Annotated in this window: 10 protein-coding genes; 5 read left to right on the top strand and 5 right to left on the bottom strand. The window is 55.2% G+C overall.

Annotated features, from left to right (window positions below; all coding sequences use genetic code 11):
- Positions 1-134: 134 nt before the first annotated feature.
- The 4 genes from B2310_RS00525 to B2310_RS00510 all read right to left on the bottom strand — a co-directional run bounded on the left by B2310_RS00525 (position 135) and on the right by B2310_RS00510 (position 8,096).
- Positions 135-3,176 carry a diguanylate cyclase domain-containing protein gene (locus B2310_RS00525; RefSeq protein ID WP_290727901.1) on the bottom strand — a complete coding sequence of 1,014 codons (3,042 nt, stop codon included), beginning with the start codon at positions 3,174-3,176 and terminating at the stop codon, positions 135-137.
- A 135-nt stretch (positions 3,177-3,311) separates the two neighbouring features.
- Positions 3,312-4,118 carry a hypothetical protein gene (locus B2310_RS00520; protein WP_290727899.1) on the bottom strand — a complete coding sequence of 269 codons (807 nt, stop codon included), beginning with the start codon at positions 4,116-4,118 and terminating at the stop codon, positions 3,312-3,314.
- Positions 4,119-4,168: 50 nt separating this feature from the next.
- Complete coding sequence (locus B2310_RS00515) at positions 4,169-6,361, bottom strand: NADP-dependent isocitrate dehydrogenase (RefSeq protein ID WP_290727897.1); 2,193 nt, start codon at positions 6,359-6,361, stop codon at positions 4,169-4,171.
- A 67-nt stretch (positions 6,362-6,428) separates the two neighbouring features.
- Positions 6,429-8,096, bottom strand: coding sequence for a cellulase family glycosylhydrolase (locus B2310_RS00510; protein ID WP_290727895.1), 1,668 nt, complete (start codon positions 8,094-8,096; stop codon positions 6,429-6,431).
- A 183-nt stretch (positions 8,097-8,279) separates the two neighbouring features.
- On the opposite strand from B2310_RS00510, the gene B2310_RS00505 reads away from it, so the two are divergent.
- The gene (locus tag B2310_RS00505) at positions 8,280-9,710 is read left to right on the top strand and encodes an alanine/glycine:cation symporter family protein (protein ID WP_290727893.1); all 1,431 of its coding nucleotides are present in this window, start codon (positions 8,280-8,282) and stop codon (positions 9,708-9,710) included.
- Positions 9,711-9,713: 3 nt separating this feature from the next.
- Here the strand turns inward: B2310_RS00505 and B2310_RS00500 are convergent, their stop codons facing one another.
- Entirely contained in the window at positions 9,714-10,814 is a 1,101-nt protein-coding gene (locus B2310_RS00500) for an NAD(P)-dependent oxidoreductase (protein ID WP_290727891.1), read from the bottom strand.
- A gap of 203 nt (positions 10,815-11,017) precedes the next feature.
- On the opposite strand from B2310_RS00500, the gene B2310_RS00495 reads away from it, so the two are divergent.
- The 4 genes from B2310_RS00495 (at position 11,018) to B2310_RS00480 (ending at position 15,181) form a co-directional block, all read left to right on the top strand.
- Complete coding sequence (locus tag B2310_RS00495; RefSeq protein ID WP_290727889.1) at positions 11,018-12,367, top strand: polysaccharide deacetylase family protein; 1,350 nt, start codon at positions 11,018-11,020, stop codon at positions 12,365-12,367.
- A 191-nt stretch (positions 12,368-12,558) separates the two neighbouring features.
- Positions 12,559-13,500, top strand: a complete 942-nt coding sequence (locus B2310_RS00490) for a PD-(D/E)XK nuclease family transposase (RefSeq protein WP_290727887.1) — start codon at positions 12,559-12,561, stop codon at positions 13,498-13,500.
- Positions 13,463-14,068, top strand: coding sequence for a hypothetical protein (locus B2310_RS00485; RefSeq protein ID WP_290727885.1), 606 nt, complete (start codon positions 13,463-13,465; stop codon positions 14,066-14,068). Before B2310_RS00490 ends, B2310_RS00485 begins: the two co-directional genes overlap by 38 nt.
- 186 nt (positions 14,069-14,254) lie before the next feature.
- Complete coding sequence (locus B2310_RS00480; protein WP_290727884.1) at positions 14,255-15,181, top strand: Rpn family recombination-promoting nuclease/putative transposase; 927 nt, start codon at positions 14,255-14,257, stop codon at positions 15,179-15,181.
- Positions 15,182-15,240 lie beyond the last annotated feature (59 nt).

Here is a 15,240-nt window from a genome sequence, read left to right as displayed (position 1 = left end):
TAAATAAAAAATTCGTTTTTTTTCATCGTCCATGCCGCCCCAAAAAGCGTTTTTTGCCGTATATCACAAGCAACCCGCGAAAAAGGCGCAAAATTAGACGCGCCTACATTCCAACTTGGACTATGAATTTTGACTTACGACAGGGTCGCGGATTCGACAGACAGCCTGCCGCGGCCATCCTTCTTCGACTTGTACAGGGCCTTGTCGGAAGCCTCGTAGACCTGCTTGAACGTCATATTTTCGTGCTCAGTAACAACCGCGCCCATCGAAAGCCCGGTCGGGTGTTCTGCCGCCGCCAACTTATTCGATATCCGGTCAAAAATCTGGCGAGCGCGCGAATGCATGAATTCCGTATCGTTCTCCTTCTTGAAGAAGAGCGCTGCGGCAAACTCGTCACCGCCCATACGGCAAGCCAGGTCGCTATCGCGCAAGGAACCGCGGACCGTATTTGCCACAAAGACAAGGTATTCGTCTCCCGCGCGGTGGCCATAGGTGTCGTTGTACTTCTTGAAATTATCGACATCTATCATCAGGAGCATCACCTTGGTCTCGCTGTCGAGCAACTTTTCTTCCACATCGCTCTGGAAGGCCGACCGGTTCAACAGCCCCGTCAGGGAATCCTTGCGATAGGTATCTTCCCACTGGCGCAACTGTCGAGCCGCCTTCACCTGTTCGTCACGGGCCATCATCGTCATGGCAGTCGTGCTGGAGCTATCGGCTATAATCACCTCGCAACGGTTCTCTCGCGAAGCGGAATCGTAAAACACCTTGTACGCACCGAACACGAACAGGACAGAACCGTTTCTACAGCGCAGGCGGTGTTCGAAATAGGCGACCTGTTCCTTCGCGGCAAGATCGGCAGTCGCACAAAGGTATTCCGTCAAATCTTCCGGCGGAATCAGGGATTCCAGGCTCAAATTCATCTGACGGATATCCTCGCGAGAATACCCAGTCATGCCCTCGAAGTTTTCGTCTACCGACACAATCTTGTTGCCAGCATCGACAATGCAACGGCAGAACTGCACGCGGTGAATGCAGGGGGCCCGCTTGTCCATCTTCTGCACGACATCCTTCATCGAAGCGAGCGCCTCTGCGGAAGGCACATGGACATTGGAAGCCGACGGCACCTGCGAAGACTCGGCCGCTTTCTTTTCAGTCCCGGCATCCTCGGTTTCTTCCGAAAGCACCTGCAGGAACTCGGCAACAACTGTCGGATCGAACTGGGTTCCCGCACAGGAGCGCAGCTCGTTGAGCGCGTATTCCTTCGGCATCACGGCACGGTAGGGGCGCGGACTCGTCATAGCATCATAGGAATCGAGAACCGCGATAATCCTTGAAAGGAGCGGAATGCTTTCGCGGCTGATGCCGTCAGGATAGCCGGTTCCGTCCCAGCGTTCATGATGGTGCCGCACATAGTCGGCAATGCCGACAAATTCCTTGGAACTCTTGGCAATCTGGTAGCCCTTTTCCACATGCGACTGCACCAGGCGATATTCCTCGCGAGTCAGCTTCGCGGGTTTCTGCAGGATTTCGACAGGGATGGCCACCTTGCCCACATCGTGCAAGGTGCAAAGTAGCTTCAAGTCACTCAGCTGCCTTTCGGTCAGGTCGAGACGAGGCGCCAGCGCATCGCAGAATTTTTGCATCTTCGCGACATGCTCTTCGAAACGGCTGTCGTTCTTGAGCAAAGCCTGCTTGAGCGTTTCCAGGATCTCGGAATGCTTGGAATCCGTATCCAGAAGCTTCTTTTGCCTCAGGACTTTGGACGCCGTCTCGATAGCCTGCAGGATTCCTGTCTGAAAATCCAGGACCTGTTCCGTCGCATAGAGGAATTGCCCCCCGAATGCGGCACTCACGGATTCCATGGCCTTGGCGACCGTTTCCTTCGAACGGTTATAGGCAAGAACAACAAGATTCGCCCCCTCGCCACGGACAAAGTAAGAATTTTCGACAAATTCTTTTCGCAGGAGATGGGCGAAAGCCTTGAGCATCTGGTCACCACGGGTGCGGCCACCGACACTGTTGACCACCGAAAGGTTATTGATGTCGGAAACGATGACAGTCAGGGGCAGGGCAAACGTCTCTGAATTTTCCAAGACAAAGTTTTTGAATCCATCCCATTCCTGATAGCCCGTCACGGGATCCGTTTCGAGGCCGATATCCGCAAACACATACAGGTAGCCGACAAGTGCGCCGTGTTCGTTCTTGAGCCTGCGGAAATCGCAACGCAGCGGAATCCGTCCCGAAGACTGACGCACAAAACACTGCAGTGACGCCGTATCGATATCCTTTTCGCCCACAATCACTATGTTGCAGATCTTTTCGAACTCCTTGCGCAACGGCTTCTTCGAGAAGTCAATCATCGAAAATAGCCGGACGGCCTTGGAATTGCACATCACCATCTCGCCGCGGAAATCGAACAGGACAATGGATTGCGATACATTCTCGAACACGCTATCCTTGAAGTAGTCAATCTTGATATAGTCCGAGAACTTATACGCGAACACATACATGATAACCGGAAGGATGGAATAAAGGCCTATGGAATAATTCAAGAAGTTCTTGTTGTCCTGGACAAAGACCGATACAATATTAAACACGAGGACAAAAGCCAGCGCAATCATCGTGTACAGGAACTGCCTCCCGAACTCCTTCGGGACCATGGCAAGCCCATGTCCAAGGAGAAGCAGGACACCGACGATAAGCAGGTAGGCGATCGCCATGTGCATGTAGTACAGCGGATATTGCGCCGCATAGATAAACTTGGAAAAAAGGGATTCCGGAGTGCGGAGCGCAAACTCCAAGACAATATTCTTGAAGGGATTTATCAACAGAACGATGATGTCTACCGCAACCAGCGCAACAAGGATTCTGGAAATAATCTTTATAATACGGAAAGATTCAAGCCTCACATAGCGGTACGAGAACACCCATGCGCAGAACAAACCAATGGCAACGGCAATCAGATGCACGGTCGTCATCCAGGCGAAGACCGAAACCGAATCCGTAAAGACTGTCACAAAGTAGGTGACAACACAAACGGTGGCAAAAACTCCGCTAGCCCCCAGCCACCTCGCCGTGGCATCGCGACGCAACAGCCTGTTGGTCGTCCAGATGTTCATACACAAGAGAACCAAGGATACGGCCACAAAGATGTTCAATACCATCGTATTCATTTCCATTCCAACTTACAAAAAACAGCCGAATAGACTACTATTTTAATATACATAGAAAAAACGCCCCGGAACAAAAAATGGAGCGTCAAATCATCTTTTTTCGGGGGAAACAGGCCGACCGGCCCCACCCGTCCACTATTCCCCTAGCGAAACAACTGCCTTGCAGGCATCCGCAAACCGGACGGCGAAGCCCTCCAGCGGGCCCAAATCCGCCCCATTTTTGAAATGCGGGATATTTTTGGCCAGTTCCGACCTCGAAATTTCGAGCCAGGAATCGTCCTCGGTCAAGCAGAAAAAGGCATTTTCGATGAAAGCTTCGTAATTGAAATCCTCGAAGGTCGTTTCGACACCCAGGTTGCCGAAACCATCCGGCAAGTCCTCCCCTTCGTCAAGGGCTGCCCTCGCAGCATCCAGCGCATCCTTGTTTTCATCGTCGACCTCGACCATGGCATCGGTCCCGATGCTGATGACCCCGTCTTTCGCGATTATCGATTCACCGACCACGCCGGAACCAAAAACGGCCTCATACGAACTGGAACTTTCCTCGGCAACCGAGGAAGAGGATTCTTCGTCATCCTCCTCTTCTTCGGACGAACTGGATTCTACGGGTTCGGAATCCGAGCTCACATCCCCGGATGAGGAGCTCACGTTTTCAGATGCGGAACTTGCCGCAGCCGAGGAGCTGAAATCTTTGGATCCTGAAGATTTCGCCTCTGTTGCAGTCGAAGAACTGGATACTTTCCTGGTGAGCGTCGTATCGATGACATTCCCCATCTCGTCGACAAGCCCGGCATCCTTGAGCGACTCGAACTCCTTTTCGGAATAGGAGTCCCCGTTCGCCGTAATGACCTGCGGAGGCAAGTCAGACGTGCAAGAGACAAAGAACAGAACTGCAGCGGCAGTGGCCGCAGCCGACAGCGAATTTTTCAACAGAGCTTTCATATCCAGCCTCCGGTTCTAAGGCTAAACATATATTTTTTTGCGTCCGTGGACTACAGGCCGTCAATGACTTCGTTAAATTCTGTGACAGGGCGCATCCACTTCTTGAGAAGTTCGGCCTTCGGCAGGTAGTAACCACCGATATCGGCAGGCTTGCCCTGTTCGGCGGCAAATGCGGCGACAATCTTCTGCTCGTTTTCAGCGAGGGCCTTCGCAACCGGGGCGAACTTCTTGGCAAGTTCCGCGTCGTCCTTCTGGGCGGCGAGAGCCTGCGACCAGTAGAGGGCCAGGTAGAAGTGTGAGCCGCGGTTGTCGAGTTCGCCAATCTTGCGGGCCGGCGTGCGGTTGAATTCGAGAATCTTGCCGTTCGCTTCGTCGAGCGTGTCGGCGAGGACTTTCGCCTTCTTGTTGCCGTCCTTCAGCGCGACTTGCTCGAAGGCGGGCACCAGTGCGAAGTATTCACCGAGGGAATCCCAGCGGAGGTAGTTTTCGGCGAGGAACTGCTGCACCTGCTTGGGGGCAGATCCACCTGCACCCGTTTCGTAGAGGCCGCCGCCCGCCATCAAGGGCACGATGCTGAGCATCTTTGCAGACGTTCCGACTTCAAGAATCGGGAAGAGGTCGGTGAGGTAGTCGCGCATCACGTTGCCAGTGACGCCGATGGTATCGAGGCCGGCCTTCGCGCGCTTCATGGTTTCCACAATCGCCTTGCGCGGGCTCATAATCTTGATGTCGAGGCCGTTCAAGTCGTGTTCCGGCAAGTAGGCTTCCACCTTCTTCTGGATTTCGCGGTCATGAGCGCGTTCCGGGTCAAGCCAGAAAATCGCAGGCGTGTTGCTGAGGCGGGCGCGCGTGACGGCGAGCTTCACCCAGTCGCGCACCGGAGCGTCCTTGGCTTGGCACATGCGGAAAATGTCACCCGCTTCTACATTCTGCTGCAAAAGCACTTCGCCCTTGCTATTCACGGCGCGAATGACGCCCTTGCCCTTTGCGACAAAGGTCTTGTCGTGGCTACCGTATTCTTCGGCGCCCTGAGCCATGAGGCCCACGTTCGGCACAGTGCCCATCGTCTTCGGGTCGAAGGCGCCGTTCTGCTTGCAGAATTCAATCGTTTCATCGTAAATGCCTGCGTAGCAGCGGTCCGGAATGCAAGCGACAACTTCTTGCAACTTGCCTTCCTTGTTCCACATGCAGCCGGAATTGCGGATCATCGCAGGCATCGAGGCGTCGATAATCACGTCGCTCGGCACATGCAGATTTGTAACGCCCTTGGCAGAATCCACCATGGCGAGATCCGGGCCCGCAGCGAGCGCTGCATCGATAGCGGCCTTGACTTCTGCTTCCTTTGCGTTGCCTTCGAGGCGCTTGTACAAATCACCCAGACCGTTGTTGGCATCGATGCCGAGTTCCTTGAACAGGTCGGCGTACTTCGTGAATACGTCCTTGAAGAACACGCGCACGAACGCACCGAACAGCACCGGGTCAGAGACCTTCATCATGGTAGCCTTCAGGTGCACCGAGAACAGCAGGCCCTTCGCCTTCGCTTCGGCCATGGCATTGGCGATGAACTTTTCGAGCGACGCCATGCGCATTACGGTAGCGTCGATGATTTCGCCCTTCAGGAGCGGCTTTGCGGCGCGGAGTTCCGTAACTTCGCCTGCTTCATTGACAAATTCAATCTTGAACGTGTCGGCGTCGGCCATGGTGATGGACTTTTCGTTGCCGTAAAAGTCGTCGGCCTGCATGCTTGCCACGTGGGTCTTTACGGAGGTGTTCCAGTTGCCGTTGCTATGCGGGTTGTTGCGGGCAAAGTTCTTCACTGCCTTGGGAGCGCGGCGGTCGGAGTTGCCCTGGCGAAGCACCGGGTTCACGGCGGAACCCTTCACCTTGTCGTACTTGGCGCGGATTGCCTTTTCTTCTTCAGTAGCCGGAGCGTCCGGATAGTCGGGCACGTCAAAGCCGTTATTCTGGAGTTCCGCGATGGCGGCCTTGAGCTGCGGCACAGAAGCCGAAATGTTCGGGAGCTTGATGATGTTTGCATCCGGTTCAAGCGTAAGCTTACCCAAAAAGTCTAGGTCGTCGCTCGCCTTGCCAAAAGCGGCCAGAATGCGGCCCGGCAGCGAGATGTTCTTGGTTTCCACATCGATATCGGCGGCCTTTGCAAAACCGCGAACGATGGGGAGCAGGGATTGAGTCGCCAGGAACGGCGACTCGTCAGTAAGCGTGTAATAAATCTTCGTATTCATACGAATACAAAGATAGAAAAAATTACATCACGCCGATCCGATTGAAAAGCGGGAGCAAGCCCGTCCCTTACTTGATGCGGTGTCCGGTCAAGTCAAAGCGCATGCCGTTCCTTTCGACAAACAGCTGGCCGCCCTGCTTGCGGAGGCGCGGGGCCGAAGCCTTGGTAACGGAGGCGGGCATAATTTCGCGGATTCCCGTAGTCGCCTCGCAGGCCTCGCCTTCGCAGAACTTGAGCCAGTCCACGTTCACGTAGCTACCCGCAATGGCAAGTTTCAGGATGTGTTCGCCCGCAGTAAGGTTCGCAACACCGACATCGACTTCCTTGTACACATTCCACGTGGTATCGACCTTCTCGAAAGTCACCGTATCGCCAATCGCCTCGCCATCGACAAACAGCTGGATTTTCGAGGTCTCGGACGCGGTCGCCACGTTCGCGCGAATTGCATACTTGCCACTCGTGGCGACCTTCACGCTGTATTCGAGCCACTCGCCCGCTTCCGTGTACCCGACGGCATAGCCCTTGCAGGCCTCGCCGCCACAGGTTGCGCCATCGAGGGTAACGACATCCACGGCGTCTTCGCGGTAGGTTTCGCCCTTGTTGGCTGCATCCTTGTCATAGAAACTGAAGCGGTTGCCGCCCTTGTCGTAATTCTCCGCCTCGATTATACCCGGAATCGCCGCAGGTTCGCCGTTATACGCTTCGCGCACGAGCGGAGTCGTCTCGACCGTATCAGCCCAAGCCATCTTCATACGGTCCACGCCCGACTGGTTCACGATTTCGAGCTTGATGTTCGCGCCTTCGCCGGTGCGCTTGGTCATGCTGTACCAGTCGCCGTCGCGAAGCCCCGGCCAGTAGAAGCTACCCATCTCCCATTCGCGCAATTGGTCGGACATGCCGCGAATGTAGGCCATGAAGTAGTTGGTCGGGGTGGAATTGTAGTCCATGTAGTCGTAATGCACGCCAGCCTTGTCGCCAGGGCTCATGGCACCGCCCCATTCTGTACACACGGTGCGGTCGGCGTACTTGCCCACCTTGCCCTTGAAGCTGTTTTTCCAGCCCTGCTCGGTGGTGATGCTCATGTTCCAGAACGTGTATTCGTGCACCGCGAAAAGGCAGCCCTCGAAACGCGGGTCGTCGGCAATGTCAGGCACGTTCCATGCAAGGCCCGAGCCGTCGAGCAGAATATGGTCGCGCGGCACATTCGGGAACTTGCTCAGCCACTGGGCGTAAAGGTCGCGCAGTTCCGTTTTGCTGTACATATGCGGTTCGTTGAAAATCTCGAAATAGGCATTCGGGTGGTCGCCGTATTTTTCGACGATTTTTGCCCACATGCTCCACCAATCATTCATATTTTTCGGGCCCGAAGGCTGTGCGGGGCCCCAGTAACCCATCACGATACGGCCCTTGGAAAGGCCCATGTCGATAACGCCCGTGTAGGTATCCCAGAACTTGAGAACCGTGGGCTCGTTCACCGGGATGCGCACGCTGTTGGTACCGAACAGTTCCTGGAACTGCCCAATAACGCGGTCAGCAACAACCGATGCAGACTGGTAATTGTCCGAAAGGCTCATGCCCGAAAGCACAAGCACGTCAGACACGAAATTGTCACGCTTGTCCGCCCAGTTTACACCGCGGAACTGGCTCGTGACGGCGAAGGAACTCACTGCCGAAAGTGCGGTTGCAGCAAGAACAGAACAGGCTACACGCCTGAAACCATAACCAAACATCTTCATACTCCTTGTTGTATCCCACCAACAACACCTATAAAATATCTTTTGATGAACCGAAAAGGCGTATACGCACGACAGTTAGCATGGATAGAATGTCAACAGGCGGGAAATTTTATATCTTTTTGCCCATCAACGAGTTACGGCACGCGACTTGCGTACAAGCCATTCAACATTAGGGAGTTTCAGATGGAAACTTTAAACGCTATTCTCGATACCATCGACGGTTACGTGTGGGGTATCCCGCTCATCGCCGTAATCCTGTTCGTGGGAATTTTGCTCACCAGCCGCCTCGGCGTTTTGCAGGTGACAAACCTCGGCAACGCGCTGCGATACATGCTCCACAGCGAAAAGGAAGGCGAAGGCGAAGTCTCGAGCTTCGCGGCGCTCTGCACGGCTCTTGCGGCCACCGTCGGCACGGGTAACATCGTGGGTGTCGCGACCGCCATCGGTACCGGCGGCCCGGGCGCTCTCTTCTGGATGGAAGTTGCCGCCTTTTTCGGCATGGCCACAAAATACTCCGAAGGCCTGCTCGCGGTCAAGTACCGCAAGGTCGATACCGACGGCAAGGTATTGGGCGGCCCCTTCTACTACATCGAGACGGGTATCAAGGAACGTTTCGGACTCAACTTCAAGTGGCTCGCCGTGCTGTTCGCGGTGTTCGGCGTGCTTGCGGGCCTGCTCGGCATCGGCACCATCACACAGGTGAACGGCATTACCTCGGCGGTCGCGACAGTCATCCCCACCGGCGAATTCATCAACCTCGCCGGCAACTCGGTCTCTTACTCCACGGCCATCGCGGGCCTGCTCTGTGCGGGCTTCACCGCCTGCGTCATCATCGGCGGGCTCAAGCGCATCGCGAAGGTTTCCCTCTACATCGTGCCGTTCATGGCCATCTTCTACATTCTCTTCTGCCTGCTCATCCTGGGCTTCAACTTCTCGAAGATTTCGGGCGCCATCGAGACCATCATCCAGGCGGCATTCAACCCGAGCGCCGTCACGGGCGGCGTGGTAGGCACCATCTTCATCGCAATGCAAAAGGGTATCGCCCGCGGCATCTTCAGTAACGAGGCGGGCCTCGGCTCGGCCCCGATTGCAGCCGCAGCGGCCAAGACAAAGGAACCGGTGCGCCAGGGTCTCGTAAGCATGACGGGCACGTTCATCGACACGATCGTCATCTGCTCCATGACGGGCCTTGCCATCGTAGTCACCGGCGCTTGGACTCCGGAACTTGGGCTACAGGGCGTGAACATCACCATGGAAGCGTTCTGCCGCGGGCTTACGAACTTCCCGGGCGGCTCGACCATCGCCCCGTACATCCTTACCGTGGCACTCGTGTTCTTCGCGTTCACCACCATCCTCGGGTGGGCATACTACTCCGAGCGCTGCCTGGAATACCTCATCGGGCGCGGCAAGAAGAACGCCATCCTCGCCTACCGCTGGGTTTACGTGGCCGCGGTGTTCATCGGGCCCTACCTCACGGTGAGCGCCGTGTGGACTAGCGCCGACATCTTCAACGGGCTCATGGCATTCCCGAACCTCGTGGCGCTGGTTTTGCTTAGCGGCATCGTCGCCCGCGAGACAAAGAAGTTCTTCATCAAACTCGAAAAAGAGAAGTAATATCTACCAGCCCATCATCTCGGCGATTTCGGCGCCGATGAGGCCATCCTGCATGGTCATGGAGAGGATGCGCTGTTCCAATTCGCTTGGCGGGTCCATGGGGCCCGCGTTTTTATTTGCGGCGGCTTCGCGCACGAGCTGTTCCCCGAGGGCGGCATGCAGCGCGAGCGACGCATCGATGTACTTGAGATGCGTCGGCTCTTCCAGAATAAAATTCAGCGGTTTCTTTTCGGCGAGCACGCGACTAGCCGGGACGCCCGGCCCGTATTCGTCCTCAACGCCCATGTTGGCAAGCACGGCGCCCGAGGCGAGCAAAGCTTCCACGACCTGCGGGCGGTCAAGCGCGCCCTTCACGCCGGTCGCTGTCACCACGAAGTCGGCACCGCGCACGAGCGACGCCACCGCATCGAGGTCGTTGCAGTCCGTGACCGAAACTTCGTTTGCATCCAGGAACGGGTTTGCACCTCGCGAGCAGTCAGTGACCACATGGACATTGGCACCGGAGCGCAGCAACTGCAGCACAATTCCCTGCCCCACCTTTCCGCTCCCGAACACGACAAACTTCTTGCCGTCGTAAAAATCGTACCCGAGTTGCGCGAGCGCCCGCACGTAGCCCTCGCCCGTCCCGAGGCAGGTCTCGATGCGTTTTACCACACCGCTATCGGCCACATACACCGGATGTTCGCACTTCTCGTAAAACTGCACTCCACTGCGCGTGAGTTCCACAAACCCGAACCGCGGGTGGCATGCCGAAAACTGGCCCGCACAATCCAGAATCAGGTCGAACGCGCAATCACCCGACTCCGCGCAACGGGCCTCCATCTCGAGGGCCTCTTGCAACCCGATTACGGGAATCCCGTTCCCGCGCAAGACTTCCACGATACCCGGGTCGCAGGGCATCCCGCCTGCCACACCCACGACAAGATCCGCGCCGCCCGCGATAAGCGCACGGTACTGTAGCAGCGTATTCCTAAAAACCGGTGTCGCCACCAGCACGCGCAGACCGTCAAAAGGGCGCGCGACCTCCCATTCGCGCGCCAGGGCCAAAAGGGCCGGGTATTCGCGTTCCTCGTAGGCGTCGTTCACAATATCGTCGAAAATCATGTGCATAATGATAGAAAACGCGAGGCGAACCACCCCGCACCCCCTGTAAAATTTTAACAACACCCTCAAAAAACGCTTTTTCCGGCCTAAATTCGCCATTTTCGCGTTGCTAACCTATACAACGGAAACACCCCGCCCCATAAGCAATCAACCCGGCAAAAAGATAATTTAATGGTATAAAACATGATTATGGAGTATATTTTATGAAAAAGGTTCTCTTTGCCGCATCTGCGGTTGGGTTGTTCGCGGTGGGTTCCGCGTTCGCGCAGAGTGTCGAAATCGCAACCTGGTCGGGCTTCCGCAAGGGCGCCGCTTCGTTTACTTTCGATGATGGCGCTCCGAGCCACGTGACCGACGCTGGTCCGATGTTCAAGAAGTATGGCTACAAGGCTACCTTCAACGTGGTGGTGAACTGGAACCCCAACTGGAGCGGATTCCAGGGCCTGGCCGACGAAGGGCACGAAATTGCAAGCCACAGCAATAGCCACGGCAATAACATGAGCGGCGAAGAAGCCTCTTCGAAAAAGTCCATCGAAGGCAAAATCAACCAAAAGTACGGCGTCATCACGGTCGCCTACCCGAACTGCAACGTGCCTAACGAAAGCGCCGTTCTCCAGAACTACATCGTTGGCCGTATCTGCAACGGCAGCTGGAAGGGCATGGCCGATGAAATGGGCAAGGACGGTCCCTCCAACTGGGCTCAGGTTCCCGCCACCATGACCGGTGCCGAAGGCCAGCTCAAGAGCACGAACGACTTTACCGGCAGAATGCAGAAAGTTATCCAAAGCAACGGCTGGGCGGCATTCCTCACCCACGGTTTCCAGGGCAAGCAAAATGGCAACGCCAACTACTCGCCGACGGATATCAACGCCATCGATGGAGCCCTCAAGTGGGCCCAGCAGAACGATAAGGACATCTGGGTAGCCCCGATGGGCCATGTCGCCATGTATCTCAAGGAACGCAAGGCATCGAAGGCCGAAGCTAGCAGCAGCGGTGGAAACATCACCGTCAAGCTCACCCACAGCATCGCCGACAACATTTCCAAGTACGACTACCCTCTTAGCCTGAAGGTCAAGTACGACGGCTCCAAGGCCGAGGTGACACAGGCGGGCGCCAAGCTTGAATCCAAGATTGACGGCGGCTATGTGTACTTCGACGCCGTGCCGAACGCAGGCGAAATCGTGATTTCCGGAGGCGCAACTCCCCCGCCGTCTTCTTCTAGCGTCGAACCGCCGGCATCTTCCAGCAGCGCCGCCAATCCGGAATCCTCCTCGTCTTCGGGCCATCACTGGGGACCGTGGACGCAGAGTTCTTCCTCTACCACAGCAATCGCTGCCGATCCGGCAAGCCTCGCCGCAGTCGCCGTCTACAGGACCGCCGACAACTACATCGAAGTTTCTGGCGCACAGGGCCTGGAAATCTCCGTATTCAACAGCCTCGGCCACAAGGTCCGCGAAACGCGTGGTCTCGGCTATGTCCAGAAAGTGTACACCGGCGCGAAGGGCGTGTACATCGTGAAGGTCGGAAACAGGACTTTCAAGACAAGACTCTAATACTTAGATTCTCTGCGAGTTTGCGGCATCCTCACGGATGCCGTTTTTTTATTCCCAGAAAAGGCTTGCGCATGTAAAGAAAAAAATTTTCGCTCATTTTGGAACATTTTCCGGTTTCAATCGTTCTTGTATATAGATAGGGGAGTCTCTATCCGCCATCGCGGGGGCGTTCCCGCATTTAACGGAATAAAATGACAAGAGAGGAATTCGCAATCTTTCTCAAGAAACTCAAGGCCGCAAACGACAACGGACAGGATGTCGATACAATCGTCAAGGAATACGAACACCGCAACGTCTATTTCTACAACGACGGATGCATTAAGAAGATTCTCGCCAGCGAGAAGAACTTGACGCTCACTACCGACCTCATCAACGCGGCGCTGAATCTCGTGGGTTCGGACCGCATCGAAAATCCGCAACTCATGAACCCGTATGTCCCTGGCGAACTTGGGTACCGCGGCATCGAGCCCGATTTGCTTTTGACCAACGACCGCGGTAACGGCGTGCCCCGCGACCGCATTTCCATCGACGTCCAGCACGAGAACAACGATTCGCTGTACAGCGACCGCCTAGTTCTCTACGTGGCGCGCCTTACAGGCAGCATGGAGAAACCGGGCGACTTTACCCCTCTAGAGAACCTGCACGTAGTAAGTTTTCAGTTCTTTGACGCTTTCAAGGGTTCGCCGAACTACCTCCACACGGTACAGTTGCGCAATCAGGAACAGCGCGTGTATTTCGAACGGCAAACCGTGACACTCATCGAGGTGAACAAGTTCCTGAAGCATGCTGAGCAATTCGCCGGCGACCGCAGTCGCATCGCCCAGTGGCTCCGCGCCATCGACACCCTCAATCGCGAGGCTGATTTCAGCGAATTCGCTGGTGACCCCGTGTTCAGGGTATTGCAAAACGAGGTAAAATTGTGTAATTTTAGTGCAAGGTATATGCTCAGCAACATCATGAAAGACATCGACAAGTCGTACTGGGAATACGGTGCGGCCCGGAAAGCGAAGAAGGAAGTCGCAAAGAACTTCCTTCTGGACGGACTTCCTATCGAAATGGTGGCCCGCAATACGGGTCTTCCCCAGTCTACCGTCCTTGAACTCAAGAAGGAAATCGACTCGCCGGACGCATAACTCGCGGACTGTCAAGAAGTCGCAGAACTACAAGTTGCCGCACATCTACGTGCTCTCGCTTTTGACCGAGAACCAGTTCCCGAAGGAACCGGACACCTACCTGCACCATGCGCAAATCGTGCGCAACCGGTGCATTTTCTACAATAAGCTGGATATCTATCTGGTCGAAATCGAGAAGTTCTTCGCCATCGACAGGCGCACCTCACCGTGCAAGCGCGAAGCGACCGATAGGGCCGAGATGCTGCGTTTGTTCCGCGATGTTCTTGAAGAAAAGGACATCCCTGAGGAAAAGCTGAAGAAACTGCTTGACAAGGACTTTATGAAAGATGTATCTTTAGTGGGGTACACCGACGAAATTCTCCTGAACGAGGTTGACGGGATGACGAACATTATCTACGAAAAACAGGGTTCCTACTTGCAGGGCGGCGAAGACAAGGCAAACGAAATAGCCCTCGCGATGCTTGCCGAAGGCGATTCTGTTGACAAAATTGTCCGTGTTACCAAGCTCCCAAAGCAGGAAGTGGTCAAGCTGAAACGGCAAGCCGCGAAAGAACTGGCCACAGCGTAGCTCTATTGTCATCCCCGACCTGGTCGGGGATCTTTTTGTTTCCGCAATGTAAAAAATGCACGTAAACAAAATTTATTTGGCTCATTTTGGAACATTTGCCAGTTTCGACCGTTCTTGTATATAGATAGGGGATTTTCTCTCTATCTGCCATCGCGGGCGCGTTCCCGGAAACAAGAGAAATACGAAATGACCAAAGAACAGTATGCCGAAATGCTGCACGACATCAGCGAGACCCACAAGACCGGAGGCGACACTGCCGCTTGCATCGCCAAATACCGAAAGCGATACAAATTCGCCTACATCTACAACGACACCATATTCAAGCTCCTATTCGGCACCCCCGAAAACATGGAGTTCACGGCAAGCTTCCTCAACGCCATACTCAAGCTGGACGGAGGCGACTGCATTGACAAACTCACCTTCGTAAATACGGCAGTAGAAGGCGCCCTGAGCAAGAAGGTCATCTCGGACGTGGTCATCGAAAACGAATACCTCGAGCGCATCGTGCTAGAAGTACAGCACAAGGAAGACGACACCTACAGCGACAGGCTCGTGTACTATGTCGCAAAGCATACCGTGGCAAGCAAGGCCCACGGCGAAAGCTACTGGCTGCGGAACCTGAACCTCATCAGTCTCCAGATGTTCGACGGGTTCCCCGAATCCAGGAACTACCGGCACAGCATCCGGCTCAAGAACCAGGAGAACGACGAATTTTTCAAGAAGCAGACCATCACCCTTGTGGAAATCCCCAAGTTCCTGAAGGGGGGCTACAGTTCCGACAGCAGCATGCTGGCACAGTGGCTCCGGGTGATCGACGGCCTGAACGAAGAAAATCCCGTTCCCGTGCCCGAAGGTTCGCTGTTCGCCCGCTTGCAGGAGAAGGCCAAATTGAGTATATTTACCGAAGAGTTCCTGGTAAGCGAGGCAATGAACATGAGCGACCGCCTATACGAAATGTACGTGGAAAAGAAGCACGCCCGTGCCGAAGGGTTGGCCGAGGGCCGTGCTGAGGCAATCGATATTCTAGAGTCACTTGGTGCGCCAGCCGACCTAATCGAAAAAGCCCGAAAGATCGCAGCGGAAAAGGCCAAGGAATCCCCTAGCGAACTTTAACCCACTCCTTCATTAAAGCAAAAGCCCCCGGACATGTGATGTGAACCCCGAAAGTTGGA

The sequence above is a fragment of the Fibrobacter sp. UBA3629 genome (genome assembly GCF_002374005.1).
In the GTDB taxonomy this organism is placed as follows: domain Bacteria; phylum Fibrobacterota; class Fibrobacteria; order Fibrobacterales; family Fibrobacteraceae; genus Fibrobacter.
The sequence above is the reverse complement of the archived record's forward strand: the minus strand, read 5'-3'. Positions and strand labels throughout refer to the sequence as shown.

Excerpts from the sequence above, each read along its gene's own strand:
- B2310_RS00525 (WP_290727901.1), bottom strand. The coding sequence starts at position 3,176 with ATGAATACGATGGTATTGAACATCTTTGTGGCCGTATCCTTGGTTCTC.
- B2310_RS00520 (WP_290727899.1), bottom strand. The coding sequence starts at position 4,118 with ATGAAAGCTCTGTTGAAAAATTCGCTGTCGGCTGCGGCCACTGCCGCT.
- B2310_RS00515 (WP_290727897.1), bottom strand. The coding sequence starts at position 6,361 with ATGAATACGAAGATTTATTACACGCTTACTGACGAGTCGCCGTTCCTG.
- B2310_RS00510 (WP_290727895.1), bottom strand. The coding sequence starts at position 8,096 with ATGAAGATGTTTGGTTATGGTTTCAGGCGTGTAGCCTGTTCTGTTCTT.
- B2310_RS00505 (WP_290727893.1), top strand. The coding sequence starts at position 8,280 with ATGGAAACTTTAAACGCTATTCTCGATACCATCGACGGTTACGTGTGG.
- B2310_RS00500 (WP_290727891.1), bottom strand. The coding sequence starts at position 10,814 with ATGATTTTCGACGATATTGTGAACGACGCCTACGAGGAACGCGAATAC.
- B2310_RS00495 (WP_290727889.1), top strand. The coding sequence starts at position 11,018 with ATGAAAAAGGTTCTCTTTGCCGCATCTGCGGTTGGGTTGTTCGCGGTG.
- B2310_RS00490 (WP_290727887.1), top strand. The coding sequence starts at position 12,559 with ATGACAAGAGAGGAATTCGCAATCTTTCTCAAGAAACTCAAGGCCGCA.
- B2310_RS00480 (WP_290727884.1), top strand. The coding sequence starts at position 14,255 with ATGACCAAAGAACAGTATGCCGAAATGCTGCACGACATCAGCGAGACC.